The organism is Haloterrigena sp. KLK7 (assembly GCF_037914945.1).
Classification (GTDB): domain Archaea; phylum Halobacteriota; class Halobacteria; order Halobacteriales; family Natrialbaceae; genus Haloterrigena; species Haloterrigena salinisoli.
In genome coordinates, this window is the sequence record NZ_CP149787.1 from 1,680,152 (window position 1) to 1,706,633 (window position 26,482).

General features: G+C 67.9%; 23 protein-coding genes. 8 read left to right on the forward strand and 15 right to left on the reverse strand.

The window, feature by feature from the left end; all coding sequences use genetic code 11:
- Positions 1-127 precede the first annotated feature (127 nt).
- Positions 128-1,237, reverse strand: a complete 1,110-nt coding sequence (locus WD430_RS08255) for a saccharopine dehydrogenase NADP-binding domain-containing protein (RefSeq protein WP_339105544.1) — start codon at positions 1,235-1,237, stop codon at positions 128-130.
- A 103-nt stretch (positions 1,238-1,340) separates the two neighbouring features.
- Positions 1,341-2,471 (reverse strand): ORC1-type DNA replication protein, encoded by a 1,131-nt coding sequence (locus WD430_RS08260; protein WP_339105545.1) that lies wholly within the window; start codon positions 2,469-2,471, stop codon positions 1,341-1,343.
- Between the two features lie 136 nt (positions 2,472-2,607).
- On the opposite strand from WD430_RS08260, the gene WD430_RS08265 reads away from it, so the two are divergent.
- Entirely contained in the window at positions 2,608-2,928 is a 321-nt protein-coding gene (locus WD430_RS08265; RefSeq protein ID WP_339105546.1) for a hypothetical protein, read from the forward strand.
- Between the two features lie 51 nt (positions 2,929-2,979).
- On the opposite strand, the gene WD430_RS08270 is transcribed toward WD430_RS08265, so the two are convergent.
- Positions 2,980-3,147, reverse strand: coding sequence for a DUF1059 domain-containing protein (locus WD430_RS08270; RefSeq protein WP_339105547.1), 168 nt, complete (start codon positions 3,145-3,147; stop codon positions 2,980-2,982).
- Positions 3,148-3,747: 600 nt separating this feature from the next.
- Complete coding sequence (locus tag WD430_RS08275; RefSeq protein WP_339105548.1) at positions 3,748-5,817, reverse strand: MutS-related protein; 2,070 nt, start codon at positions 5,815-5,817, stop codon at positions 3,748-3,750.
- Positions 5,818-5,897: 80 nt separating this feature from the next.
- Here WD430_RS08275 and WD430_RS08280 point away from each other — a divergent pair, with 80 nt between their 5' ends.
- From WD430_RS08280 to WD430_RS08290, 3 genes are all read left to right on the forward strand, one after another.
- Entirely contained in the window at positions 5,898-7,490 is a 1,593-nt protein-coding gene (locus tag WD430_RS08280; RefSeq protein WP_339105549.1) for a SagB/ThcOx family dehydrogenase, read from the forward strand.
- A 212-nt stretch (positions 7,491-7,702) separates the two neighbouring features.
- Positions 7,703-8,659 (forward strand): DUF368 domain-containing protein, encoded by a 957-nt coding sequence (locus tag WD430_RS08285; RefSeq protein WP_339105550.1) that lies wholly within the window; start codon positions 7,703-7,705, stop codon positions 8,657-8,659.
- 78 nt (positions 8,660-8,737) lie between these two features.
- Entirely contained in the window at positions 8,738-8,962 is a 225-nt protein-coding gene (locus WD430_RS08290; RefSeq protein ID WP_339105551.1) for a hypothetical protein, read from the forward strand.
- 283 nt (positions 8,963-9,245) lie between these two features.
- On the opposite strand, the gene WD430_RS08295 is transcribed toward WD430_RS08290, so the two are convergent.
- Positions 9,246-9,590 carry a hypothetical protein gene (locus tag WD430_RS08295; protein ID WP_339105552.1) on the reverse strand — a complete coding sequence of 115 codons (345 nt, stop codon included), beginning with the start codon at positions 9,588-9,590 and terminating at the stop codon, positions 9,246-9,248.
- Between the two features lie 117 nt (positions 9,591-9,707).
- Here WD430_RS08295 and WD430_RS08300 point away from each other — a divergent pair, with 117 nt between their 5' ends.
- Positions 9,708-10,385 (forward strand): type 1 glutamine amidotransferase, encoded by a 678-nt coding sequence (locus WD430_RS08300; RefSeq protein ID WP_339105553.1) that lies wholly within the window; start codon positions 9,708-9,710, stop codon positions 10,383-10,385.
- A gap of 95 nt (positions 10,386-10,480) precedes the next feature.
- Here the strand turns inward: WD430_RS08300 and WD430_RS08305 are convergent, their stop codons facing one another.
- Entirely contained in the window at positions 10,481-11,818 is a 1,338-nt protein-coding gene (locus WD430_RS08305) for an MFS transporter (protein ID WP_339105554.1), read from the reverse strand.
- Positions 11,819-12,145: 327 nt separating this feature from the next.
- A complete protein-coding gene (locus tag WD430_RS08310; protein WP_012944734.1) occupies positions 12,146-12,454 on the reverse strand; it encodes a non-histone chromosomal MC1 family protein in 309 nt (102 codons plus the stop codon).
- 239 nt (positions 12,455-12,693) lie between these two features.
- On the opposite strand from WD430_RS08310, the gene WD430_RS08315 reads away from it, so the two are divergent.
- Complete coding sequence (locus WD430_RS08315) at positions 12,694-12,891, forward strand: hypothetical protein (protein WP_006111025.1); 198 nt, start codon at positions 12,694-12,696, stop codon at positions 12,889-12,891.
- A 231-nt stretch (positions 12,892-13,122) separates the two neighbouring features.
- Here the strand turns inward: WD430_RS08315 and pheT are convergent, their stop codons facing one another.
- The 4 genes from pheT to WD430_RS08335 form a co-directional block, all read right to left on the reverse strand.
- On the reverse strand, positions 13,123-14,838 hold the full coding sequence (pheT, locus tag WD430_RS08320; protein ID WP_339105555.1) for a phenylalanine--tRNA ligase subunit beta: 1,716 nt from the start codon (positions 14,836-14,838) through the stop codon (positions 13,123-13,125).
- A complete protein-coding gene (locus WD430_RS08325; protein ID WP_339105556.1) occupies positions 14,838-16,364 on the reverse strand; it encodes a phenylalanine--tRNA ligase subunit alpha in 1,527 nt (508 codons plus the stop codon). Before WD430_RS08325 ends, pheT begins: the two co-directional genes overlap by 1 nt.
- Positions 16,365-16,710: 346 nt before the next feature.
- Complete coding sequence (locus WD430_RS08330) at positions 16,711-18,207, reverse strand: hypothetical protein (protein ID WP_339105557.1); 1,497 nt, start codon at positions 18,205-18,207, stop codon at positions 16,711-16,713.
- Between the two features lie 98 nt (positions 18,208-18,305).
- Complete coding sequence (locus tag WD430_RS08335) at positions 18,306-19,934, reverse strand: tryptophan--tRNA ligase (protein WP_339105558.1); 1,629 nt, start codon at positions 19,932-19,934, stop codon at positions 18,306-18,308.
- A gap of 175 nt (positions 19,935-20,109) precedes the next feature.
- On the opposite strand from WD430_RS08335, the gene WD430_RS08340 reads away from it, so the two are divergent.
- Positions 20,110-21,852 carry a PQQ-binding-like beta-propeller repeat protein gene (locus WD430_RS08340; protein WP_339105559.1) on the forward strand — a complete coding sequence of 581 codons (1,743 nt, stop codon included), beginning with the start codon at positions 20,110-20,112 and terminating at the stop codon, positions 21,850-21,852.
- 59 nt (positions 21,853-21,911) lie between these two features.
- On the forward strand, positions 21,912-22,307 hold the full coding sequence (locus tag WD430_RS08345) for a methylated-DNA--[protein]-cysteine S-methyltransferase (protein WP_339105560.1): 396 nt from the start codon (positions 21,912-21,914) through the stop codon (positions 22,305-22,307).
- 74 nt (positions 22,308-22,381) lie between these two features.
- Here the strand turns inward: WD430_RS08345 and WD430_RS08350 are convergent, their stop codons facing one another.
- The 4 genes from WD430_RS08350 to WD430_RS08365 form a co-directional block, all read right to left on the reverse strand.
- The gene (locus tag WD430_RS08350; protein ID WP_339105561.1) at positions 22,382-23,527 is read right to left on the reverse strand and encodes a tubulin/FtsZ family protein; all 1,146 of its coding nucleotides are present in this window, start codon (positions 23,525-23,527) and stop codon (positions 22,382-22,384) included.
- A 49-nt stretch (positions 23,528-23,576) separates the two neighbouring features.
- The gene (gene endA, locus WD430_RS08355; RefSeq protein ID WP_339105562.1) at positions 23,577-24,632 is read right to left on the reverse strand and encodes a tRNA-intron lyase; all 1,056 of its coding nucleotides are present in this window, start codon (positions 24,630-24,632) and stop codon (positions 23,577-23,579) included.
- A 280-nt stretch (positions 24,633-24,912) separates the two neighbouring features.
- Complete coding sequence (locus tag WD430_RS08360) at positions 24,913-25,689, reverse strand: DUF91 domain-containing protein (protein WP_339105563.1); 777 nt, start codon at positions 25,687-25,689, stop codon at positions 24,913-24,915.
- A 75-nt stretch (positions 25,690-25,764) separates the two neighbouring features.
- Complete coding sequence (locus tag WD430_RS08365) at positions 25,765-26,367, reverse strand: TlpA family protein disulfide reductase (protein WP_339105564.1); 603 nt, start codon at positions 26,365-26,367, stop codon at positions 25,765-25,767.
- Positions 26,368-26,482 lie beyond the last annotated feature (115 nt).

Sequence of the window (26,482 nt, forward strand, 5' to 3'; positions counted from 1 at the left end):
CTCCCGCGCGTTCGATCGAACGGGAAGCGGACGCGTCGAATCACTCTCGAAGCGATGCGAGCGGCCGTTTCGGATCGATGTCCCGCTCGTAGCTGCACTCTCGAGGCGAGAAACGCGGCAGTCGGTGTTACTGCAGCAGCGGACTCACCGGCGACGTCTCCGCTGGCGTCTCCTCGTCGAAGAAGCCCTCGACGCCCTCGAGTTCGAAGACGAAGTCGGCGCCGAACGCGCCGGCGGGGGTCTGGAATCCGGCGTCGGCATCGCCCGCGAGCACCCGCTCGGCGACCGTCACCGCGCCGTCGACGGTGACGACGTACGGATCGGGCGTCCGCAGGCGGGAGACGACGCGCTCGCCGTCTTCGGTGCGCGCTTCGCCCCAGACGTAGGCCGAGCCGCGCTCGCGGGCCCGCTCGGAGGGACCCTCGCGGACGCCGACCAACTGTTTCAGCGTCCAGCGAACCGGTTTCGACTCGAACACCGGCGAGAGGTAGCGATGCAGCCGCAGCGCGGTGCGAGCGGGCTGGGGCATCACCGCGTACATCTCGACGTTCGGAATCCCGGTCGTGTAGTGGGCCGTCGAAATGTCGCCCATCGGCATCGTCACCGCCGGCCGTTCGCCGCGACCGAAGTCGATTTCGCGGGTCTTCCACCCCGTCGGCGCGCTCTCGAGGTCGCCGTCGCGGCGGACGGCGTTCTCCGTATCGGCGCCCTCGATGACCGTCCGGAGCGTCCCGATCGAGGGCACTCGGAACGAGTCGACGCCCAGCGCGAGGTGAGTCGCTTCCGGCAGCCGGTCGGCGAGGTGGGCGGCCAGACAGTCCATCGGAATCGTCGAGAGGGCGGCGGCCGGCAGGAGGGTGATCCCCGCTTCGGTCGCCTCCGCGTCGCGGTCGTGAATCGACTCGATGACTGGAATCTCACCGGTGATATCGACGTAGTCCGTCTCGCTGCGGAGACAGCCCTCGACCAGCGCCTCGGCGGTGTTCGAGAACGGCCCCGCGCAGTTCAGGACGCAGTCGACGTCCTCGAGGGCCGTCGCGACGGTCACGGGGTCCTCGAGCGAGAACCGGCGACCCCGCTGCTCGAGTTCGTCGATCTGCTTTCGGACCCGTTCGCGGTCGCGGCCCGCGAGGATCGGATCCAGTCCGCGGTCGATCGCTTCGCGAGCGACGAGGTCGCCGACGAAGCCGTACGAGCCGTAGATCAGGAGCGTCGGCTGCCCCGAATTCGTGGACATACCTCGAATTACGGCGCGTCGGCGGTTAAGCGGCGGGCCGGCATTGCTATCGGCCGGACAGACGTCGGTGAGAACGGACGACTCGCGGACTCGCGACCGCCGCTCACTCGAGCCGTTCCAACACCGCGTCCTTCTCGTAGGATAAGGACAGCGACCGCGACCGGCCGCGGCCGTCGACCTCGGCGTAGTCGGCGTCGATCAGCCCCAGCTGGTCGAGTTTGTTGACGATCTCGGAGTAGCGCGTGTAGCCCAGTTCGGTCTCCTCGTGGAAGACGTCGTAGACGTCGCCGGCCTGTTCGCCGTCGTGGTGGGCGATCACCTCGAGCAGCGTCCGTTCGGTGTCGGTCAGCCCCGAGAGGCTCCGCGAGAGGTTGATGTACTTGGACTTCTCGTAGGCCTCCTCGACGTCCTGGCGCTCGACGGTGCGGCTGGCCCGCATCTCGGCGTTCAGCCCGGCCCGGCGCAGCAGGTCGATCCCGACCCGCAGATCGCCGCTGTCGGCGGTGAGTTCGGCGACGTACTCGAGGGTGTCCCGGGCGATGACGCCGTCGTTGAAGCCGCGTTTGACGCGCTCGTCGAGGATATCGACGATCTCGGGCTGGTCGTAGACGGGGAAGTAGACGTCCTCGGGGCGGAAGACGCTCTGGACCCGCGAATCGAGTTCGTCGATGACGTCCAGTGCGGGGTCGGAGGAGACGACGACGACTCCGATCTTCGCGCCGGGGTACTCCTCGTGGGCCCGCAGGAGCGAGTAGAGCGTGTCCGAGGCCTCGTTCTCGTAGAAGAGGTAGTTGATGTCGTCTAAGGCGACGACGAGCACCTTGTCCTCCTCGACGAGCTTCTCGGCGATCTGGCCGAACAGCTTCTTGAACGAGATGCCCGAGGACGGGGGCTCGTAGTCGAAGGTCCCCTCGAAGAGCCGCGAGAACACCGAGTACCGGGTGGCGTTGACCTGACAGTTGACGCGGATGGTGCGGACGTCGCTGGTCTGGGCGCCCACCTCGTCGAACAGCTTCTGGATGGCCGTCGTCTTGCCGGTACCCGGCGGTCCGCGGACCATGACGTTCAGCGGTCGGGAGCCGCGCACCGCCGGCCGAAGCGCGTACGTCAGGCTCTGGGTCTGGCCTTCACGGTGCTTGAACGTCTCGGGAACGTAGTCGATCTCGAAGACGTGCTCGTCCCGGAACACGGATTCGTCCCACGACAACATCCCCTCCTCGGGGTCGTCTGCCATCACTTTCACCCTGCTTCCGAAGCGTCTTAAGGATTCGGGCGCCCGATCCCGCGATCCGCGAAGGCATGCCTGGAATGTGTGACCATATCACAATAATTAATATCGATAAAGTAGACAGTCTTCCGAGGAGACCGATATGACCCCACCGAAGCCACCGGCGGCGATCCCTGACTTCCTGCTCGATCAGTTCATCGATCACTCGCCGGAGACGCTGCGAGACATCGGCGAGTACGCCCGCAAGGAGACCTACGTCGCACCGGAGGCGGCGTCCGACTCCATCGTCGAAGCCTTCGCGCTGCAGGACGAGGCGACGCTCGCGGCGATCGCACGGTACGTCGACGAACTCGCCTCGTTCCTCGAGGAGCGCGACGCCGACTCGCTCGCGGCGATCACCGGCGACGACGCGGACGACGAGAAATCGTGGGGCCACCAGCGAATCTTGGACTGGCACAGTTGAGCGGTCGACCGGCGGCGGCTCCAGCGTAGTCGACTCGCTCGCACGGCCCGCCTACGCCAGTTCGACGCGGTCCGTCTCGCGTTCGATATCGGCCTTCGCGATCCGTCCGTCGTGGGTCATTCGAACGTGCGCTCGCACCAACCGTTCCACCTCGTCGGAACTGCTCGAGCGGATCAGAAACTGGCAGTGATCCGCCGAACACTCGAACTGGTAGGGCATGTCATAGCATCGCTCAGGGACGTGGGTAGCTATTGCACTTGCATTTGCGGGAACAGGATTCGACCGAACCGGTTCCGTGGTCTATCAGGTGGCCGTCGAACGGATCATATTCCGTCCACGTCGCTTCGATTCGTCCAGCCGGCGTGCGGCGGCGCGCACTGGCGACGTTCCCGAGCATTGTGAGGGGGCGTCGCCGACACTGTGTGAGGGATGAGCGACCGAAGGGAGCGAAGCGGCTGGGGAGGGCGAGGCAATTCCTGAATACCGGTCGTGTGCTCGAGATGAAACGGACCGCCACCAATTGGACTGCTACCGTGGCGCCGGGGTATTCCACACCCTCCCCAACCGATTCGCTCAGTCGCTACGCTCCGGCGCTCATCCCTCGCACAACGTCATCGACCGGACTCGCGCTCGCTCGTCCGATCGACAGCGCGCGCCACCGCATGCCGATCGGCTGTCTCGAGTCGCAGGACGGAACGCCGTTCGGCGGTCGTTCTATCGCGGCTCGTCCGCAACCGACGCCTCGAGAAGCGCCCTGTCCCGACACTCGAGCGGGGATCAAGCGGGAGCCGAGCGGGCAACCGACTTGGACGAATCGAACTAGTCGAACTTCTCGAGGAGGCGATCGTAGAAGACTGGTTCCGGGTCGCCATCGCCGTCGTTTGCGGGCGCGCCGCCGTTGGTCGCAACCGCGTCGTCCCGGGCTTCGTCGGCCAGTTTCTCGACGATCAGTTCGGGCGTCGACCGCGCGAGGTGGTCCTTGACGGGCGAACGGTTGACCTCGAGTTCGCCGTCAACGAGGCCGACCGCCTCGATGCCGTCGACGGTCACGTCGTAGTCGGCCATCTCGCGGATCTCGCCGGCCAGGTGGGAGACGAAGACGGCCGTCGCGCCGTTCTCTGAGAGCGCCTCGAGGATGCCGGCGATGATCTTCGCCGACGCGCCGGGTTCGGTGATGCTCTCGAGTTCGTCGACGAGCACGAGCGAGCCCTCGCCGCCCTGCGCGAGGTCGGCGAACTCCCGAACGGTGGACTCGAAGGCGCCCGCGTCGAGCGTTCCCTGGGTCTTGGCGTGGTAGTGGAGGTCGTCGAACCGCCGGAGGCGCACGCGCTCGGCCGGCACGGGGAGGCCCATGTGGGCCAGCACGACGACGCTGGCGACCAGATCCAGCGTCGAGGTCTTCCCGCCGCTGTTGACCCCCGACAGCAGGGCGACGTCCGAGACCGCGTAGTCGACGGGATCGATGGCCTCGAGCGGTTCGTCCAGCAGCGGCGACTGGCCGCCCTCGATGGCGAAGCCGACGGAATCGTCGCTCTCGGTCGCGGTTTCACCGCTCTCACCCACGAACTCCGGCATCGTACACTCGTACTCCCGCGCGAAGCGGGCGATGGCGAGTTCGACGTCCAGCTCGAGGGCGTCCCGAACGAGCTGGCGGGCGCCCTCGCGCTGGTCGGCCAGATCGGCCGCGAGCTCGCGTTTGAGCCGGCCGGCGCGGCGCTCCTTGGCCGCCGTGAGCTCCTCGCGAAGCCGCGAGACGACCGCCTCGTCGCGCTCGACCGGAAACGCCGGTTCGTCGCTGAACGCGCGCCGGGCGATCTCGCTCTCCCCCTGATCGAGGTCGAGCGCGTCGACGAGGTGCTCGCGGGCGGCCTCGACGGCCGCGGCGTACTCGTCGGCCAGTTCGCGCGCGAGCAGGGAGTCGACGCCGGCGCCCCGCTCGACTAAGGAGAGCAGGTCCGAGCCCTCGATCGTCACGTCCTGTTCGCGGATCGCCTCCCGCAGGCGGTCGTTGGCCACGCTTTCCGCCGCGCTCGCGGCCGCGTCCAGATCGTCGACCGCCGTCGTCAGGCGATCGAGTTCGTCGTCGCCCGCGACGGTGCCGTCCTCGTCGAGCCGCGAGAGGCCGTCCTCGAGGGCCTCGAGGTCGCAGGCCGGTTCCAGGTCCGCCGTTCGATGCACCTCGACGGCCGCCTGCAAGCGGTCCCGGTTGCGCGCGAAGAAGGACAGCGGCCGCTCCGGGACTACCTCCGCCGGGTTCTCGAGCGCGTCGGGTTTGACCTGCACGTCGCCCTCGAGGGTGACGCCGGCGAACGACTCGTCCAGGGCGATCACGGTCGAGTAGCCCCGCGCGAGTTCGGCCAGCCCCTGCGCGTCCTCGACGACCTCGACGGAGAGTTCCGGGATCGCCTCGCGCGCTTCGGAGTAGCGCTCGGCGTCGGTCGTCGCCAGACAGCGCTCGCGGACGCGAACGTCGCCCGGATTCCGAAGGGGTTCGAGGCCCTCGAGGGCTTCGAGCACCGCGTCGTCGTAGTCGCGCTCGATGGCTTCGCGGGCGAACGCCTGGACGTCCTCGATGCGCGAGCGGCGCGGACTCGGGTAGATCGTCTCGAGTCGCTGGGCGGCGTAGTCGGTGACGGTCCGCGCTTGCAGCAGATCGAGCACCTCCCGGTAGACCTCGCGGGCGCGGTCGGTCGCGAGGAAGCCGCCGGGATCGTCGTGTTCCTGTCGGATCGCGCCGCGCGCGATGCGCGCGGCCCGCCCCTGTGTGATCCCCGGCGCGGTCGCGATCGTCGCGACGTCGCCCCGCCGCAGCGCGCGCTCGGGCTCGTCGAGCGCTTCCAGCGCCCGAGCGGTCTTTTCGCCGACGCCCGGGATCGTCTCGAGATCCATTGCTTCTCGACGGTCGTATCCAACCGGAGCGAGAAAAAGTTCCCGCCCGGTTTTTCGCGGTCGGCGTGGTAGCTCGGCGCATGCCAACCGGAGCGCTCGACTACCACCGCCGGACGAAACACTCGCCCAGAAGCGTCCGCGAGGGGAGTACGGGACTGAATTTCGACAACAAGCCGACGCCGTACAAGGCGTACGTCGACCTGCCGTCGATACCGCTCGCCGAGCGGATCCGGCCGCCCCAGCAGCCGGCGCTGTCGGCGATCGCCGAGCCGACGCCCGACGGCGACTCGAGGCGGGAGCGACGTCCCGACCGCGAGACCGTCACGACGCTCTGTTACTACGCTGCGGGTATCACGAAGGAGATCGACCTCCGAAACCGGACGAAACTGTTCCGTGCGGCGGCGACCACCGGCGCGCTCTACCACGTCGATCTGTACGTCGTCTGCGGCGACCTCGAGGGGTCGGACGACGCCTCGACTGCCGATCGCGACCTCGAGGCCGGCGTCTATCACTTCGATCCCCGAACGCTCTCGCTCGACGTCCTCCGCGAGGGCGACTACCGCGACGTCTTGGCGGCCGCCACCGAGTACGACGCCGTTACCGACGCGCCGCTATCGGTCGTCGCGACCTCGACGTGGTGGCGAAACGCCTGGAAGTACGAGGCTCGCACCGTCCGTCACGCCTTCTGGGACTCGGGAACGACGCTGGCGAACCTGCTCTCGGTCGCCCACGCGCTGGACTACCGCGCCGAGGTCGTCACCGGCTTCGCCGATCGACCCGTCGCCGATCTGCTCGGCGTCGATCCCGAGCGGGAGGTGCCCCTCGAGATCGTCCCGATCGGCGCGGGCGCGCCCGTTCCGAGTTCGGCGTCCGCCGATATCGACCCGATCGATCCCGCTACTGAAACTCTCTCACCGAACGAACGGGAATTTCCGCTGATCCACGAGGCCTGGCAGGCCGGAACGCTCGAGGACGGTGCCGCTGCCGAGTCATGGCGCGCCAGGGGACCGAGGGAGAACCGGACGATCGGCACCCGCGACCCCGGCAACGGCGAGCGCGTTCCGCTCGAGCCGGTCGGCCACGAGCGGGCCTCGAGCCGTCCTCTCCATCGAACGATCCGTCGACGCGGCTCCTGTCGCGAGTACGAGCGCGAGCCGATCAGCTTCAGACAGCTATCGACCGTGCTCGACCGGGCCGTCCGCGGCGTTCCGATGGACGTGCGGGGCGGGGCCGACCGGAGCGAGACCGGAGCCGACCCGCCGCTCTCGTTCGTCGACCCCTATCTGATCGTCAACGGCGTCGACGGTCTCGAGTCGGGCAGCTACCACTACCACCCCGACGCGGGCGAACTCGAGCGGCTGCAGTCGGGCGAGTTCCGTCGGGAGGCGAGCCACCTCGCGCTGGACCAGCGCCTCGGCGGCGAGGCCGCCGTCTGCATCTATTTCCTGACCGACTTAGAGGCGCTCGTCGACGCGCTCGGTGATCGCAGCTATCGCGCGGCCCAACTCGAGGCCGCGCTGACGGCGGGCCGACTGTACCTGGGAACCTACGCCCACCGGACGCTGGGCGGGACGGGGCTGACCTTCTACGACGACGTCGTGACGGATTTCTTCGCGCCGCGTGCCGCCGGACAAACGCCGATGTTCCTGTACACGATGGGGCGGCCGGCCTGAGCGAGCGCGCGGCCGTCGCGACGCGGGAACGGGCCGACAGGCGACGCGGGTCGACGGGCGGTCCGGAGACACGCGCCGACGTCGGTGTCGCACTTTTATACGGCCGCGCGTTACCCACTCGACTATGCAGACCAGACCGCCCCTCGGTTCGTCGGCGCGGTACCGACTCGGATCGATCCCCACTCCGAACGGACGGCGACGAGAGGGGACGCATGGAGTATGAACGCACCGACGTGGTCGACCGCGTCGAACTGCTTCGCGCCTACGCGTACGGCCTCTGTATGGGCGCGGTCGACGCCCTGCCCGGCGTCTCGGGCGGCACCATCGCGCTCCTGCTCGGCTTCTACGGACGGCTGATCGCCGCCGTGACCGCGCTCACCCCCGGACGGGCGCTCACCGTCCTGCGAGGGTATCGCCCCGAGCGGCGCTCCCAGGCCCGGGACGCGCTCCTCGAGATGGACCTCCAGTTCCTGCTGCCCCTCGGCGTCGGGATGGTCACCGCCGTCGTCTTCATCGCGGACATCGTCTCGTCGCTCGAGTCGTCCCACCCGATCGCCCTGTTCGGCTTCTTCACCGGCCTGATCGCCGCCTCGGCGGTCGCCCTCTACCGGAGCCTCGAGATCTCCTCGCCGAGCCACGTCGTCGCCGGGCTGGCCGGTGCCGGGCTCGCCTTGCTGGTCGCCGCCGACGTCGTCCAACTTCCGGGCAGCGGCGGAGTCGTGATCTTCCTCGCCGGCGCCGTCGCCATCAGCGCGATGATCCTGCCGGGGATCTCGGGCTCGCTCATCCTGATCCTGCTCGGCCAGTACGTCTACCTCTCCGGGGAACTGAGCGCGTTCGTTCACGCGGTCACCGACCTCGTCGTCGGCGGCTCGCTCGCGGCCGTCGTCGACCCGGGGACGACCGTCGCGCTGTTCGTCGCCGGCGGGATCGTCGGGCTCGTGACGATCGCTCGCGTCGTCCGCGCGGCGCTGGCCCGCCACCGCGAGGTAACGATGATCTTTCTGGTGAGTCTGATCGCCGGGTCGACTCCCGCCCCGCTGCACAATATCGGCGAGGCGTCCGCGTGGACGGTCGAGACGGTCGCATTGACGGCCGCGTGGGCGGTTCTCGGAGCCGTCGCCCTCTTCGGGCTCGAGCGCCTCGTCGGCGGCTTCGATCCGGAGTGACCGACGGCTCGAGGGCGGTTCGGCCGCGCTTGCGCGGGCCGGGACGCTCGTTATTCGGTCGGCGTCCCGAGGACGGATATGGTACTCAAAAAACTCCTCGGCTCGAAGGCGACGCGGTCGCTGACGGTGGTCTCGGTACTCTCCGACGCGAAACGGGCGTTCGACGGCGGTAACAGGACTCGCGGCCTCCTGCTGGTCGGCGTCGCCGTCCTCGCCTGGAAGTGGACGGTCCTCGGCATGGCCGCGCAGGGCATCGTCAAACTGCTCCGCCGCGGCGGGTCGTCGGCCTCGAGTCCCGCGTGAGTGGCCGGAATCCCGTTCGCAACTCGAGTATTCGAGACCGTACGGATTACGCTACTGTCGTTACGGATTACGCTACTGTCGTGGCAACTGGGGGTTCCACGCCCTCCCCAGCCGATTCGCTCGTTCACTTCACTCTCTCGCTCGTCCCTCGCACGATGTTGTCGGCCGTCCTCGGTATCACTCGGCCGGCCGACGGCGCGCGCCACCGTACGCCAGTTCGCGCTTCGAGGTACTGGTTTCACGTCCGTCTGCAGAGACGACGAGCAGTGGGATCACCGACGAATCACTCGTCCCCGAAATCGGCGTCCTCGAAGTTATCGTTCGCGAGTTCGTCGATCATGTCCTCGATCTCTTCTGCCTTCTCGTCGTCCAGATCCTCGACCGCGCCGACGCCGTGACCGCCGCTCTTGGCCGTCTGAAGTGCGTTCTTGTTCAGCTTCCCGTCCGGATCGACGACGGGCAGTTTCAGGTCCGTGAAGTTCTCCGGCGGAAACCCCGACGACGAGAGAATGAAGTGGTCCGCGACCTCCCCTAAGTCGTCCGTGTCGAAGTCCTCGAGTTGCGGCTCGTCCCACTCCTCGGTCGTCGTTCCCGAAAAGTCGGGCTCGTGCATCTCGTAGTCGGTCATATGCGGACCGTCGGCGACGCGAGGAATCGAACTAGTCCCTGCGCTCGCAACGGTCTCGAGTCGCAGTACGACGTCCCGTCGATACGCCTTTTTCCCGCGACCGACAACACCGACGCGATGGAGTCGCCGACGATCACCGTCGTCCGCAACGAGGTCGATTCCGACTGCGAGTACCACTGCGACGCGCTCGAGCGGTTCGTTTCGAAGGCCGCGGCTACTACGCGAACGGTCGACTACCCCGCCGGCGAACGGCCCGCCCTCGAGGCCACCGACGGCGTCGTCATCACGGGGAGTACCGCGGGGGTCTACGAGGTCGACGACCGACCGTGGATCGCCGAGCAGAAACGGCTCGTTCGGGAACTGATCGATCGCGAACTCCCGACGCTGGGCGTCTGCTTCGGCCATCAGATCGCCAACGCGGCGCTCGGCGGCACCGTCGAGCACGTCGAGACGACCGCGCGACCGGTCGCCGCCGACCTCGACGACGACCCGCTCTTCGACGGCGTCTCGTCGGTCGTCCCAGTCACGCACGGCGATATCGTCACCGACACCGGTGCGGAGATGGAGATCATCGGCTCGGCCGACTACTACCCCGCGTTCGCCACGCGCCACCGGACGGCGCCGCTGTGGACGGTGCAGTTCCACCCCGAGTTCACCGCCGATCTGCGCGACCGCCTCGAGGCCGATTTCGGCTGGACCGAAGACGATCGCGGATTCGAAGCGGTGAACGCGACCCGCGTCGTCGAGAACTTCGCGTCGATCGTCGCGGACGCGGACTCGAATTCGGACGCGTAGCGCCGACGCCCGTACCGCGGGCGGGACCTGGCGCGGCGGCCGCGAGGACGACCGTCTCGAGTTCCGAAGGAAGGGAGCCGGTATGGACCCGGTCGTCAGTCGTTGCTGGTCGGGCTCGCGCCGCTTCCGCCTCCGTTGCTCGTGGCCGGGTTCTCGGAGATGAGCCAGCCGTTTTCCGTCGCGCGCTCGGCGATGTGGGGCTGGAACACCCATGCGCTCAGCGCGATGATCGGGATCATCGTGGCGCCGACGACCGCGTAGCCGAGGTGGAGGTTCGACAGGAACGGCGCGGCGAAGATCAGCGGGTAGATCGACCCGCCGGAGGAGCCGATGCCGCCGACGAAGCCGGCCACGGAGCCCGAGTTGTCGGGGAACATCGCGGGCACTTGGGCGAAGATCGCGCCCTCGGAGAACGCGCAGCCGACGCCGACGAAGAAGCCGGCGACGACGGCGACGTAGATGTTCCCGGTCAGGCCGGCCGCCGTCATGCCGAACATCGCGAACATGACGAATACGAGCGTCGCGAACGTCCATTGTTCGCGGTAGCGACCCGTGAACACCGGGAGGATGTTCGTCTCCTCGCGCGCGACGAGGTCGCTGACGTAGCCCCCGATCGGGCGGAGCAGCCCCGCCGCGATCGAGAACGTCGCCGCGAACGTCGCCGCGATCACGATGTCGCTCTGGCCGAACGCCTCGCGGTAGTAGGTGCCCAGCCAGCCGTTCATCGCCAGCTCGAGGCCGAAGGTCATGACGTACGCCACCGCGAGCACGACCGCGCCGTGGCGCGTCGCGATGTAGAGCCACTGATCCAGGCTGACGCCCTGCTTGGTCTCCGCGCGTTTCGCGTCGCTCTTCGCCGCGTCGCCGAAGACGAAGTAGAGGACGCCGAGGACGACGGCGAGCACGCCGGTGTAGAAGAACGCGGCCCGCCAGTTCGACGAGAACAGCGGTCCGGCGTACCCCTCACCGAAGATCCGCGGCAGAGTGAAGTACGCGCCCAGTCCCGCGCCGGCGTTGCCGATTCCGGCGAAGATCCCCTCTGCCGTTCCCAGGTTCTCCTCCTCGAACCACTCGGAGACGTGCTGGATCCCGATGACGAAGGTGATCCCCGCCAGCGAGGCGACGATCCGCGAGGCGGTGAACACTTCGTAGGTCCGTGCGAACGCGCTGATAATCGCGAAGGTCCCGACGAGGAGCATCGTTCCCCCCGCGGTCACCGGGGCCCCGTATCTGTCGGTCAGCGGCCCGACGATGATCCGGCCGAGCGGGACGGCGATGACGGCCGCACTCGAGACGATCCCGAGCTGAGCCACCGAGAGCCCGAACTCGTCGGCGATCTCGCCCGTGAAGGGAGCGAAGGAGAACCAGATGACGAACCCGAGGTTGAACATCGCCGTCGCGAGGATCAGGTTCTTGTACTTCGCGGGGATCATACGGTCGCCTCACCCCCGGCTACCCGTTGGCGCGCTCGCAGTTCGAGCGCTGAACGAAATGTGGTAGTACAAATGTCCGGCTCGACACGACTTCGACTCGATTTTGGGCACATATTACGAATTAGTCTGGCCTTTCGACGCTACATAAGCGTATTTATTAGACGGTTCTAACAATAGTGCGCAGTGGCTATCGGACTAAACACCCTCTAGGACTTCGACGACGTCAACGAATCGGGAATAGAAAATTAAAAGATAACTATATATGTGGGTATAGTGGATGGATGTTTCTGAATAGGTCGAGAACGAGAAAAACCACCTGCCGAAACCTCACTCGTCTAGGTGTTCGATACCTTTCTTCGAGACGTTCGCCTCCGTGATCTCGCCGGGCATCCAGTCAGGCTTGTCGTCGGGTGCCGTCTCCTCCCACGCCCAGCCGTCGTAGATGTGAACCTTGTCCGTGCCCTTCTCTCGTAACCTGAGCTCGACGCGTTCCGCGGCGTCCTCGCTCGAGCCGGGCTCGAGCCGACGGGCCGCCTTGAGGGCGGCCTGCCGCGGGGTGTTTCCGGAGAAGACGCTGGACTCCTCGCCGTCCGACTCGCGCAGTGCAAAGTTTCGTTTCCCGTCTTCGCGTACCATAAGTTTCGCCTCCGTGTCAATCCAGCACACGATCCGACATAAAGATATCCCCCAAAACCGACCGACTGCGGCGGTATCTTTAAGTGAATCGCTCGCGCCACTGTTCCGCACTACCGAATCAGTGGTTGCTGCGGCGACGACGCCTCCGTCCCCCGGTTCCACCGCTCGGACGATCATTCGTTGAGGCGTCGAAAACACTTAAGTATATCCTACGGCGAAGTTCGGGATAGAATCCCGCGATGGTACGGAAAAAGAAGCTGAGTCCAAGCGGTGCCAAAGACGAAGACGGCAACTATCACAACGTCCATCTGAACCTCCACGAGGACGAACTGGCAGTCGCGGGCATGGATATCGGCGACGAGGTCTTCGTCCGCGTCCGAGACGGCAAGATCATCATCCAGAAAGCCGACGAGGAAGACGTCGAACACGAATTCTAGAGAACGAAATTTTACTCTGCGGTCTGTCGCGCTGGCGCCAGCGTAGCTGTCGCCAGCGCGGCGTCCCTCGGTAAAATTTCGATTAAAAGCACTCCTCCTTCCCCTCCGCTCACTTCGTTCGCTTCAGGTCAGTCGTCGGCCCGCTCGCTCCCTTCGGTCGCTCGCGGTACAATAGATTGAACCGCGACCGCAGACCGACTCCCAAACTCGAGAAGAACGACTGCTAGTCGACTACTGCAGCGCCTCGAGGTCGAACTCGAAGGCCGCGACGGGTACCTCGAGGTCGTGCTCGACGAGCACCTTTGGATGGACCTCGCCGATCACGCCGACGTCCTCGCCGTCGATGACGACCGCTGCGGTGCGCCCCGAGATGAAGCTCGGATGCTCCGCCGGCGGCGTCTCGAGGTCGACGTCGAAGTTCTCCGCGAGCGCCTGCAGGCGCGCCTTGGCGTCCTCGTAGCCGGCGTCGTGGCTCGCGAGGACGGCCCCGACGTGGCGGTTCTCGCCGACGCCGGTGTTCTCGCTCTCGTCGACGCGAGCCGTGAAGCCGATCTCCGAGAGGTGCTGGGGGTACGAGCGGTGGGTGTTGCGCTCTAAGACCATCAGCAGCGAGGGCAGCGTCCACGTCCGCAGCATCGTGTAGTCCTCGCTGTAGGCCTCCTTGATCGTCGCGGGCTCGCCGGCGCCGTAGGCGTCGGCTCCGGGTTCGATCTCCATGCGCTCGTAGTTCTCCTCCTCGTTGATCATGTGGAAGTTGAGGAGGTCCTCGAAGCCCAGCCCGACCAGCTGGGTGCGCGCGGCGCGCTCGAGACGGGAGCGCTCGTGGCGGCCGCCGACGGTCCCCACGTCGGGATAGGTCGGCTCGAGGTCGTTGAAGCCGTAGGCCCGTCCGAGGTCGTCGATGACGTCAAGCGGGTGGAGGACGTCGACGCGGTACGGTGGGACGGTGACCTCGTAGACCAGTTCACCGGCCTCGTTCTCTTCGCGTTCGGCCTCGAGGCCCGAGCGCTCGGCGAGGTCGATCACTTCCTCGGGGTCGAGACCGATCCCGAGGATGGTCTCGATGCGGTCGTGAGCGACCGTCTTCGTCTTCGTCGAGAGGTCCGGTCGGACGATCTCTCGGTCAGGGTACTCGATTTCGACATCCTCGAGCGTGGCCCCGCGCGCGGCGAGCGCGTAGCAGACGATGTTCAGCATCTTGTCGATCGTCCACTGATCGGTGCCCGTCATCTCGACGAACAGGTCCCTCGAGTCCGTCGAGACCTCGGTGCGCCGACCGTTGATGACCGGCGGGAACGAGAACAGTCCCAGATCGTCGTAGATCGCGGGGTAGCGCTCGTACTCGCTGACGAGGTCGGCGTAGGTCTGGCCCGTCTGGTGGTCCTCGAGGACCTCCGCGGGCGTCATCTCCCGGTCGGAATCGAGGGGGACGAACGTGTCCTCGTCGGGCTCGAGACCGACGTACTCGATCGTCGGTTCGCTCTCGTCCGTGGCGGACCGCCCCTTCAGCATCGTCAGGTCGTGGATCCCGATCGCGCCCTTCGCGCGCTTGCGGCCCATCGTCGCGTGGAGCTTCTCCTGCAGTTGGATGAGCGACTCGAGGGCCTCTTCGTCGAGATCGACGTCGCGGATCACCGCGCCCGTCACGTAGGGACGTTCGTCGGGGACCGACTCGTCGACCTCGATGGTCCAGTCCGCCGAGTTCGTCGAGGGAACGTGGACCCCGCGCGAGTCGCCGTAGTGGTACCGCATCGAACGCGCCACGCCCTCGACCGAGAGCCGGTCTAAGCGGTCGGGCGCGAACTCGAGTTCGAACTCGCCGTCCTCGGTGCGCCCCTCGAACTCGAGGCCGAGGCCGAACAGGTCGTCTCTGAGTTCGTCGTCGCTCTTCTCCTCGCGGCCGGTCAGGTCGCGCAGTTCGTCGGGGTCGATGTCGACGGTGGGCATCAGTAGGTCACCTCCGCGTTCCGCAGGAACTCGAGATCCGCCAGCGTGCCGTGGAGGTCGCGGATGTCCTCCGCGCCGGTCGTGAGCATGGCCAGTCGCTCGAGGGCCAGTCCCCAGGCCATGACGTCGCAGTCGACGCCTAAGGGCTCGAGCATCTCCTCGCGGAAGATGCCGGAGTTACCGATCTCGATCAGTTCGCCCGTCGTGGGGTGGGTACCGAAGAGCTCGAAGCTCGGTTCGGTGTAGGGGTTGTAGTGGGGTTTGAACTGGATGTCCTCGATGCCGAACTGGGCGTAGAACTCCTCGAAGGTGCCCATGAGGTCCCGCACCGAGAGGTCCTCGGCCATCACCCAGCCCTCGATCTGGTAGAACTCGAGCAGGTGGGTCGCGTCGAGCGTGTCGTTGCGGTAGGCCTTCTCGACGCTGAAGAACCGCGCGGGCGGTTCGATCTCGCCGATCTGGGTCCCGGAGAGGTATCGGGTCGACAGCGAGGTCGTGTGGCCCCGCAGCGCGAGCGCGCGGGCGAAGTCCTCGTCCCACGGCGAGTGGTATCCCTCGCTGTCCTCGCCCAGCCCCTCGCGGTGGACGCGCTCGACGGCCTCGACGAGGTCCTCGGGCAACTCGTCGATGTGACTGGGCTGCTCCATCGCGAAGCGGTCCCAGTGGGTCCGCGCCGGGTGGTCCTGGGGCATGAACAGGCAGTCGTTGATCCAGAAGTCCGCGTCGACGTGCGGGCCGTCCATCTCCTGGAAGCCCATCCCGACGAGGACGTCCTTGACGCGCTCGGACATCTGGCGCAGGACGTGGACCTTGCCGCTCTCGATCTCCTCGGCGTCGGCCTCGACGTTGTACTCGGCGAACTCGACGTCCTCCCAGTCGCCGCTCGTGAGGAGTTCGGGCGTGACCTGGCCGACCGTCTCGGCGGTCTCGATGCCCGCCATCAGCTCCGTGACGGCGCGCTCGGTCAGGACGACCTCGCGGACGGTCGACTCCCGTCGCTCGAGCAGGCCGCGCCGGTCGAGTTGGTCGATCGTGTCCGCGTCGACGTCGACGCTGTCGACGGGGGCTTCGTCCGCGTCCGAGAGCGCTTCGAGCGCGTTCGCCTCGGCGTCGGCCGACGGATCGGCGTCGGGATCGGCCGTGATCTCGCCGCTGTCGATCGTGCCGTACCCCTTCCGGGCGTAGTTCGAGAGCGCGATGTCGACCTGGGACCCCTCGAGCCCCGAGGCGCCGATGACCCGTCCCATCTGCACCGGTTCCTCGTCGGCGCCGGCCTCGAGGGCGGCCTCGTAGAGCCGGATCTCGGGGAGCGTTTCCGACGCGTAGTCTGTGCCCTCGTCCGTGAGCGTCACCGTTTCGTCGACGCGTTCCTCGACGGCGACCAGCCCCTCCGTCTCGAGTTCGAACGCCGCCCCGGTGACGGTTTCGGGTGGAAGGTCGGCTCGCTCGGCGAGCGCGTCGACGGACGTTGCCTCGTCCGCACTCGCGGCCTCCAAGACCGCGACCTGTTGTTCGGGAAGTTGCATTCGCTTACCTGAATTGCCGTGGGTCGGTCAGTTAGCGGTTCCGACTCGGTTCGAGGCCGTTGCGAGCGGGCCAGACCGCCGCGAGACCCGTCGTCGCGACTCGAGCCGAGAGAACTGACGCGGACGGTTTCGCCGCGGGCGACCGCTAGATCGCTCGCGGCTCCACCGGCCCGGACTCACCGGGCGAAGAAGAAGCCGAATCCCGACCGCAGTCGCTGTGGCCGTCCGGCGACACCACCGTCGTCGTGGGATTCGGTTGCCATACGCGATAGCACTCAGTATCGGCCCAAAAGCGTTGTGGTACGAGTGAACACACCAGTGGGTGGCGGGGCGACGGCGTCCCCGCTCAGTCGTTCGAGAGCCGCGTCGTCTCGAGGGCGCCGCTATCGACCCACTCGAAGCCTGACTGCTCGGCGCTGGCCGTCGCCTCGGGGACCGCCGCGGGATCGAACTCGTCGGCGAACTCGATACGCGTCTCGCTGGGGCCGCTCGCCGGCAGTTCGGGGAGGAAGTCGTCGTCCTCGAGCAGTCCCTCGACGTCGACGGCGCCGCCGGCGCCCAGCGCGACCCCGAGCGCGCGGTAGCGGTCGTTCTCCGTCGCGAACTCCTCGCCCGCGCCGAAGGAGTCGTTGGTCACGCGGGTCGTCTTCGTGGTTCCCGAGAGCGTGCCGAACCCGTCGTCCGATGAATCGTCACTGCCCTCGCTCTCGTTCTCACCATCGCCGCTGCCGTTGCCGTCCCCGTCGGAACGATCGTCTCGCCCTCCCGTTCGCTCGCGCTCCGTCTCGAGGATCGAATCGGCGACGTCCCGCGGCGACGCACCGGAACTCGAGTCGTCGTCGCGGACCCGCGAAACGGTCGGCGAACCGCCGCGGATCTCGAACCCGCCGGCCTCCGTCGACGGCGCCGACGTGGCTGTCGACGACGACGATCGCTGGGTCGAATCGCTCGCGTCGGCCGGGGTGTCGTCGGTGGGGCTGTCATCGGTTCGTGCCATCGAGGGGCGTTCGGGCTCGGCCTCGTCGATGAGCGACGCGACCGAGTCCCGTCCCTCGTCGGCCGCCGCCGCTTCCGTCTCGACGTCGACGGTGCTGACGAGGGGATCCGAACGCCGTCTGGCGCGCTCGAGCGCCCACGCCGGCCACGGATCCGACGCGGTCGCGTCCGTCGGATCGATCCCGTCGTCGGGGTCATCGGGCACGTACGCCGCGAGGTCGTGGGTCGGCAGCAAGGGTCGGTCGAACGCCGAAATCCGCTCGCCGTAGCGATCGCGAAGCGTCTCGAGTTCGCCGTCCTCGACCAGCGCGGCCCGCCAGCGGTCGACGCCGGCCGAGAGGCGGACGACGGTCGCGTCGGTGCCCGCGAGGAGGCGCTCGTCGACCGCCCGCAGGACGGCGGGCAGGTTATCGTCGGCCAGCGGCGTTTGCGGGTAGGTGACCGTCGCCTCCCGTTCGCGGCCGTTCGGGTCCGTCGCGGCGAGTTCGAGCCGGTCGCGACCGTTCTCGGCCGGCCCCGTCCGCGTCCACTCGAGCGACCAGCCGATCGACTCGAAGACGGCCTCGAGTTCGCGTCCCAGCGCCCGCTGGGCGTAGCGCGCCGAGCAGGTCAGCCCGCGGTCGCTCCGGCAGATCAGCTGGCGCACCGTCGCCGTCCGGTCGCGCGCGTCAGCGAGGACGTCCGAAAGAATCGACTCGAGCGATCGCTCCTCCTGGCCGGGCGGGACCGCGGTGCGGTACTCCCGCCGCTGGGCGCGGACGTCGTCGGGCGTGACGCCGAACGAGCCGAGGACGTCGGCGCAGACGACGACGTCCCGGCTCGGACCGTCGGCGCGACCGGTCTCCATCGATGCGGTCTACACCGCGACCCCGGATATGCCTTCTCCTGAAATCGAGAAAAATCAGCGAACTGATACCGATTATACCCGTGTCACCGCGGCACCGTCTACTGTCGCCGGCGCGGCGACTCGAGTTCGATGTCGGTCTCTTCGAGCAGTTCCTCTACCTCCTCGCGTTTCTCCTGGTGTTCCTCGAGGAACTCCCGCATCAGCTGCGCCGCTTGCTCCTTGCAGTCGCCACAGAGCCGGTCCCCGCTCGTACACTCGTCGTAGACGCGCTTGGCGAACTCGTCGTCGTCGCCGGCTAGCAGGTAGGCGTAGAGCTCGTAGACGGGACACTCGTCGGCCTTTCCGCCCTTCTCGCGGTGTTCCTCGGCGGTCTCGCGACCGCCGGTCGAGGCGGCCTTCACCTTGTCGTAGCCGTCCTCGGGGTCGTCCAGCAGCGAGATGTGGGAGGCGGGGACCGAGGAGGACATCTTGCCGCCGGTCAGTCCGGTCATGAAGCGGTGGTAGATCGACGACGGCGGACGGAAGCCGTGGCCGCCGTTCGCGACCTCGATCTCGCGGGCGAGCTCCTCGGCCTCTCCGCGGTCGAGTTCGAAGGCGTCGACGTGGCTCTCGTAGACGCGCTTCTCGCCGTCGATCGTCTCGACGAGGGCGTCGAAGGCCTCCTCGGTCGCCCGCCGGTCGGAGAAGCGCGTGCGGGGCCGAATCGGTTCCATCCCGGCCTCCCGGAGCTTCGTCAGCACCGAGTCGAGGACGTCGGCGCCGACCTCGAGTTCCGAGAGGGGCGTCTCTTCTACCGCCTCGGCGACGTGGACGCAGCGCAGCGTGTCGTCGTCGAACTCCTCGGGCTCGAGGCGGTCGTAGAACGCCGCGACCAGAGCGCGCTCCTCGTCCTCGAGTTCGAAGCTGGCGTAGGCCTCGGTGACTTTGAAGAAGCGCATTCGCTCGGCGAGGTCCCGCGCCAGTCGGACGTGGGGGTCCTGGTCGGGACCGACGGGGATGACCGTCGGTTTGGGCTCCTCGAGTTGCGGGTAGAGGATGTCGGCCATCTGGGTGACGACCGACTGCATGTGCGAGACGTCGGTCTCGCCGTCGAAGCCGTAGATCGCCTGGAACTCCGAGAAGTTGGCGTCGGCGCCGAGTTCGAAGGCGAGATCCTGCAGGTCGCGGTTCTCGGACTGGCGGTAGAGTTCGCCCTCCTCGGGGTCGAAGCCCAGCGCGAGCAGCGAGAGCAGGTAGTCTCGGGCGTGCTCGTCGATCTCTTCCCACGACATCCCGCGGGCGGAGTTGGCCTCGAGGTCGGCGATCAGGCCGTAGGCGTCGGCGCCCTGCTGTTGGTGCCAGATGATCTCGTCGAAGACCAGCTTGTGGCCGATGTGGGGGTCGCCGGTCGGCATGAACCCGGAGAGAACGGCCGCCGGTTCGTCGTTCTGCAGGGCCTCGGCGACCGGCCGGTAGTCCCGGTGGCCGAAGATGACGCCCCGCCGCATCAGGTAGTGGGGGTTCGGGACCTCCTCTAAGACCTCGTCGAACTCCTCGATGCCGAACTCCTCGAACAGCTTGCGGTAGTCGGAGACGCTCGAGGATCCCCAGGGGTCCAGCGCGACGTCATCGGCACCGGCGGCCCCGCCGTCGGGTCGGAGTTCCGACTGCGGTTCCGCGGTTCCGTCACCTCCATCGGTCGTCGATTCCCCTGACTCGGACTCCTCGAGTGGGTCGTCTCCGGTCATTAGCTTCGTCTTGGCGCGCCAGTTCGCAAAAGCCTTCGGCTTCGCGGCGGTGTCCGCACCGAATCGGGAATCGATCCGCCTCGCGCGGCCGTCGTTTCGCTCGTTCGAACTGTTCTCGCAGGCGGAACGGGCTACCGCGCGTATAAGAATACCGCGGTCCGGCGACGGGTGACGTATGACCGAACACAACAGACGGACGATACTGGCCACCGGAGCGGCCCTGACCAGTGGGGCACTCGCTTCGATCGGGACGGTCGGCGCCGATACACGGTCCCGCTCGTCGACGGCAGCGGAATCGAGCGGATGGACGTCGTACCGCGGGACCGCAGCGAACACTGCGTACGTCGAGACCGATTCGTTCCCGGAACTGGGGACGGTCGCGTGGGAGTACGACGAGACTGGGGACGTCGCCGCCGTCGACGACTGGGTCTTCCTGCGGACCGACGACGGCGAAGTCCACGCGCTCGACGCCGTCGACGGGAGCCTGAAATGGAAGCGAACGGAGCTTGACGCGACGGGAACCCCTGCCGTCGCTGACGGGACGGTCTTCGTCTCCGGGAACCGACTGACCGCGCTCGACGGCGCGACCGGCGACGTGCTGTGGAAGGTCCCGTTCGACGAGGGCGAGTCCGTCGGCAGCCCGACGGTCGCCGACGGGACGGTCTACGTCGTCGCCGACGGTTCGCTCTACGCGGTCGACGCTCGCGACGGGTCGATTGTCCGGCGGCACGACAGCATCGAGGTCACCGCCTTCGTCGGGGAACTCCAGGACGGCGAAGAAGAGGAACGCCAGTTCGCGGCCCACGCCGTCTCCGTCGCCGACGGTACCGTCTACGCGCCCACCTCGTCGTCGGGGTTCGTCGCCCTCGATGCTGCCTCGGGCGACACGCTGTGGACGGCGGACTTGATGAGCGATGGAGACCTCCTCATCCCGACCGAGGACGGCGTCTACGTGGAGAACTTCGAAACGGGCCACACGGCTGGGGAGGCCTATCAGACGGCGTACGACGGTGAACCGGAGCCCGTCGGTCCCGGTGGACGTCAGGAGTCCGCCGATCGCTTCAACGAGAACACCGCCTTCGCGACGTCCGACGAGGTGCGACTCGTCGTCTCCGAGGCCGGAGACCGCCTCGGGGCGTGGGACTACGAACGCGAGAAGTACCGGTGGACGTACGACGATCTCGGCGAGTTCCGCCTCTTCCGGTGGCCGCTGATCGTCGGCGATACGGCCGTCGTCGCCTACTCCCTCCCCTCCGACCCCGACGACGTGTTGGCCGGCTACGAGGAGACCGAGGAGTTCGGAACGGAGTCGGCGATCCTCGGGATTGATCTCGAGGACGGGTCGAAGCGATGGGCGATCCCCTACGAAGACGTCGGGGGCCTCGACCCCGCGATCGACGAGTTCCCTTATGCGGCCAGCGAGGACGCCCTCTACGTCAGCGCCGACACGCTCGTTGCCGTTCGACCGTCCGCGGCCGGTGCCAACGGGGAGAACGATACCGATGACGACGCAGCCGACGAACCGCAGGACGACGAGACGAGCGACGGCGAGACGGGTGACGGCGAGACGGGTGACGGCGAAGCGGACACTAGTGAAACGAACGATAGCGAGACGAACGGTGCCGAGACGGACGACAGCGAAGCGAACGATGGAGCCACCGACGACGAGCCGTCGGTGAACGAGAGCGATAACGACGTCGACCGCGACAGCGAAACGGACGCAGACCCCGATGCGGACGTGTCCGAAAACGCCACCGAGAGGGAAGCCGCCAACGAGACCGAGTCGAACGAAACCGCGGACGAGAGCGACGGCGCTCCCGGCTTCTCCACCGGCGCCGGACTCGTCGGCGGCGGTCTCACCCTCGAGTGGCTCCGCCGTCGAGCGACGACGGACGAGTCGGCGGAGCGAAGCGAGTGATCCCGTTCGACGGGACCTGACCTGCTAGAGTAAAGCGACGCCCCGACGAACGACGCGATATGCAGATCCGAGTGTTCGACCGCGAGTGCGAGATCGACGACTCGAGGATCGACGCGGACGCGGAGACGATCCGCCGGCAGGTACGCGAGTACGAGGCCGGCGAGCGAACGACGTTCGCCCTCGAGGTCGAGTATCCCGACGGCTTCACCGGCGAGGTCATGCGGGCGATGCACGGGATTCCGGTCGGTAAGACGCGAACGTACGGCGAGATCGCCGCGGCCCTCGAGACGGCGCCGATCGCGGTCGGACAGGCCTGCGGCCGCAACCCGATCCCCGTCGTCGTCCCCTGTCACCGGATCGTCGGCGCCGACTCGCTGACCGGCTACGCGGGCGGACTGGAGTTGAAACGACGGTTGCTCGAGCACGAGGGGGCTCCGATTCCGGGCGAGGCGTAGGTCGGCGTTCGTTCGGTGTGCGATCCGCTCGAGCGGTCGACGAACCGGTATGGTCGCTGTTTCTGGCGCGCCGTCTACGGCGCCCGATCTGCCGCCCGCAACTCCTCGATCCGGTCCGATTCGATCCCGGCCAGCACGACCGCCGCGAAGACCGTCTCGCCATCGGGACGGGGCGCGTCGCCGCCAAGCACGCCGTTCCCACCGACGGTCGACTGCAGCGCCCGCCGTCCCTCGGCGATCGCCTGCCGGTTGAGCCACGCCGGCGGGCCGCCGACGACCAACAGCCCGCGCGCGGCCGTCTCGGGGTCGCACTCGAGGGTGAGCTTCCCGTGTGTCCCCTTCCGGACGACGGTCTCGACGGCGCTGACCGCCTCGCTCGTCTCGACGTCGCGCTCCGCGGAGACGAGACCGAGTCCGAACCGCGAGCTACTCGTCTCGACGTCTTGATCGCCGTAGCCCAGCGCGACGATCGCCGACTCGTTACCGAGGATCCGCTCGACGTCGCTCGCGTCGATCACGTTCTGAGCGACGGGACCGTCCGACTCGGCGCCGCCGCCGGCGAAGACGGCCGCGACGCGACCCGCTAACTCCCGATTGCATCGATCGTGAGCGTCCGAGACCGTCTCGCCGGGGCGCAGCCACGTCTCGTTGTCGAACGCGATGAGCGCGCTCGCCAGCCCCTCGAGTCGCTCGAGCGTGGCGGCCGCGTTCGCGGCGGCGTCGGGCCGCGGCGGCTCGCCGGACGCGGTTCGAGACGTCGTTCCCGCGTGCGGTCCGGTGTCTCCCGCGTCGGCGTCGGGATCGAACTCCCGATCGGCCGGTAGCGTCGCGAGCACGTAAACTGGCGCGTCGTACCGCCGCTGCAGCGCGGCGACGAGTGCGGGCGCCGTTCCGCCGCCGGTCGCACCGCCCAATCCCACGGCGACGAGTCGAGCGTCGGCCTCGCCTCCGGATTCGCGATCCAGTGTCTCGAGCAGTTCGTCGGCGTGCGTCTCACCGATTTCGAACCGCCGCTCGAGGTCGTCGTCCGCATCGATCCCAGTGCCCTGCCCGTATTGGTGGCGGTGCGATTCGGGGACGACGGTTCGCTGGAGCGTCGCCGCGTCGGTGTCGAAGACGAAGACGTCCGTCAGAAACGAGTTCGCCGCCGGTTCCGCGGCCCGGATCGCGTCGGCGATCCGACAGCCCGCGCCCCCGACGCCGATCACCTCGAGTTGCATGCCCGGATACTCGGACGAGGGGGTTTTCACGGTTCCGCTCGCTCGTGGCTCAGGGCGTCAGTCGCTCGAGGGTCCACCAGTCGACGCCGCCGGACGCGTCGACCAGCGCGAACGCCATCGTCTTCCGGACGCCGTGGGCCAGCCTGACGTCCAGCGCGAGGTCCCGGGGCTCGAAGACGTAGTCGTCGGGGTGGACCCGAACCAGCAGTTCCGAGTGGCCCAGGTTCTCGACGGACTCGACGTCGGCGTAGGTCCGGAAGTCCGCGCCGAACTTGTAGCCCGTCTTCGGGACGACGCCGCGCTCGCGCAGGGTGGTGTAGACCGCCAGCCGTCGGTCGAACCGCTCGCCCTCGACCTCGCGGCCCCGCTCGCGGACCGCCGTCGGCTCGAGGGCGATCGCGCCGCGTTCGGCGAGGTAGGCCGCCTCGAGCAGCGAGCACTGCAGCGTCGGCTTGTCGTACTCCCGTCCCTCGAGGGGCTGGCCGTAGAAGGCCGACTCGTAGAGGTCGACGGGCGGCTCCCAGACGACCACGCGGTCGGCCAGCAGGTCGGCCTCGCAGCCGTCGGGGAGGGAGGCGTCGGTGGACCCCGACGGATCCCGCCGGGAGACCTCGAAGTAGGTGATTTCGCTCTCCTCGTCGACCACCGCGAGGACGCCCTCGGCGAGTTCGTCCGCGGGCACGTCGGTTCGTTCACCGATCACCCGCAGCGCGTACTCGACGTCGCCGTCGCCGGGCCCTTTTCCGCGCGGGAAGACCGCGAAATCGGCCCGTTCCGCGGGCGGGTCGGCGATCCACGGCTCAGCCGCGGGCGAGAGGTAGAATCCCCGCGACCGCAGGTCGGCGTAGACCAGAAACCGCACGCCGAACTTCTGACCGGGCTCGCGGGCCACGAACGTCCGGAAATCGAGTCGGTCGCCCGCGTCGTCGACGACCGCCTCGAGGTCCCCGCGGTAGAGCAGGTGGGCCGCCTCGACCGGCGCGAGCGCGATCTCGTTGCCCTCGAGCGGATAGCCGTACCCTCGAGAATCGTGATAGCGCTGGCGCGCGTCGTCCCCGACGCGAACGACGCCAGCCTCCTCGTCGAACCGCCCCTCGAGTGCCATAGCCGAGGTTTGGCGGGCCGGAACTAAGGGGCTGCGGATCGACTCCTCTTCGTCGTTCGTCCGGTTGTACACGCGATCGATTCGAACGCCCTGAAAGCCCCTGCCGGTCTCGGCTCGCGCGCCTCGCTGCGCGCCTCAGTCGCTCGTTTCACTCGCTTCGTTCGGTGCTTACGTCGTCGGGCTTCCCGAGACCGCCAGCCCCTTTCAGTCCCACCCACCGCAGCGCCGGCCGGTCAGGGGCCGTAGTCAGTGGACGGCCCACCCTGTCGTCTCGTCGGCGTTAGTCGTCCGCCGCGGAATCGGCCTCGAGCGGCCGCGCCAATCCCTTCTCGCAGGTGGGGTCGAGACAGCGAGTGCCGCTGGCGGTCTCGAAGGTGGGGAGGCCACAGCCGCACTCGCCGTCGACGACGCCGGCGGGGACGGCGAAACCGGTGTCGCAGTCGGGGTAGTGCTCGCAGCCGGCGATCAGGCCGCCCCGGCGGAGGATCCGGAGGTCGCCGTCGCAGTCCGGTTCCGGGCAGTCCCACTCGCGGTCGAAGGCCTCGCGGACCGCCGCGTCGAGGGACTCGCAGCTCCGGTCGAGACAGACGTTGAAGGCGAGGCCGCGTTCGACGCGCATTCTGGGGAGCCCGCAGTCGCAGTCGCACTGCTCGTCGCGGATCGTCGCGTCGGCGGGCACGCCGTAGCGGTCCCCGCAGCCGACGCAGTGGACGCCGCTCGAGCGCACCAACGCAGCGCCGCAGTCGGGGCAGTGGCCGACAGGGGTCCCCGCGGCGGAGGCCGGATAGGTGGCGAAGCCGTCCCGGTCGTGGGCGGCGATTCGCAGCGTCTGGGTGCCCTTCTTCGCGACGAGCGTGAAGTCGTCCGCGCGGTCGCTCGAGACGCTGTCGGCCCGCGTCAGCCACGCGACGGGCTGGTAGCCGTCGATGTCGTGAACGAGAACGGTGTTGTCCGGTTTGACGATCGTCGTCACCCGGCCGCGGTACTCCTCGCGGTCGGCGTCCTCGGCGATAACGGTACAGTCGCCCGCGAGCACGCGGATCGCGTCGTCGATCATGGGCGGTCTGGCCGCGGATTGATATTTAAACTCGAGGGCGGCGTATCGATCCGCCGGTCGTCCAGCCGCGGTCGCTCAGCCGTCGCTCCCGTCCGACGCCTCGAGCGCCTCCTCGACGCCGCTGACCAGGTTGCCCGCGGTCGTGCCGCCCTCGTCGCGCCAGTGGGCCTCGCCGGCGCCGTCGACGGCCAGCGTCGTCGGGGTGCCGGTGACCCCGTAGGCGTCGAACAGCGCGCCGTCCTCGTCGACGGCCAGCGTCCAGTCGCCGTTTTGCTCGGCCCACCAGTCGGCCAGTTCCGCCGGCGACGGCGCCGCACCGGAATACTCGTCGACGACGGTCACGACGTGGACGTCGCCGTCGGGACCGACCTCGTGGGCGGTCGCGAGTTCGTCGCGGGCCTCGCCCACGCGGGAGAGCATGGCGCGGCTGGTCGGGCAGGTGATCCGGATACAGTTGACGAGCTGGACCTGTCCCTCGCTCGGAATCCTAATCGTTCCCTCCCCGCTCCCGGGCGCGTCGATGGTAGCGAGTTCGATCGCCGATTCGGTCGACTCGTCGCCGTTCTCGTCGCTGCCGTTCCCGTCACTGTTCGAGTCCAGTCCGCCCTCGAGGCAGCCGCTCAGAGCCGGTACGCCCGCAGCGCTCGCCGCCCCTGCGATGACCGTTCGTCGTTTCATGTCGATGTCGTCGCCGCTAGTCGGTCGTTCCTGACCGCCGGATCGGAGGCACAACGCGATATCGGGAACGTGTTTCCCTTGCGTGGCTCGTCCCGTGACGCGTACACGTTCGCGG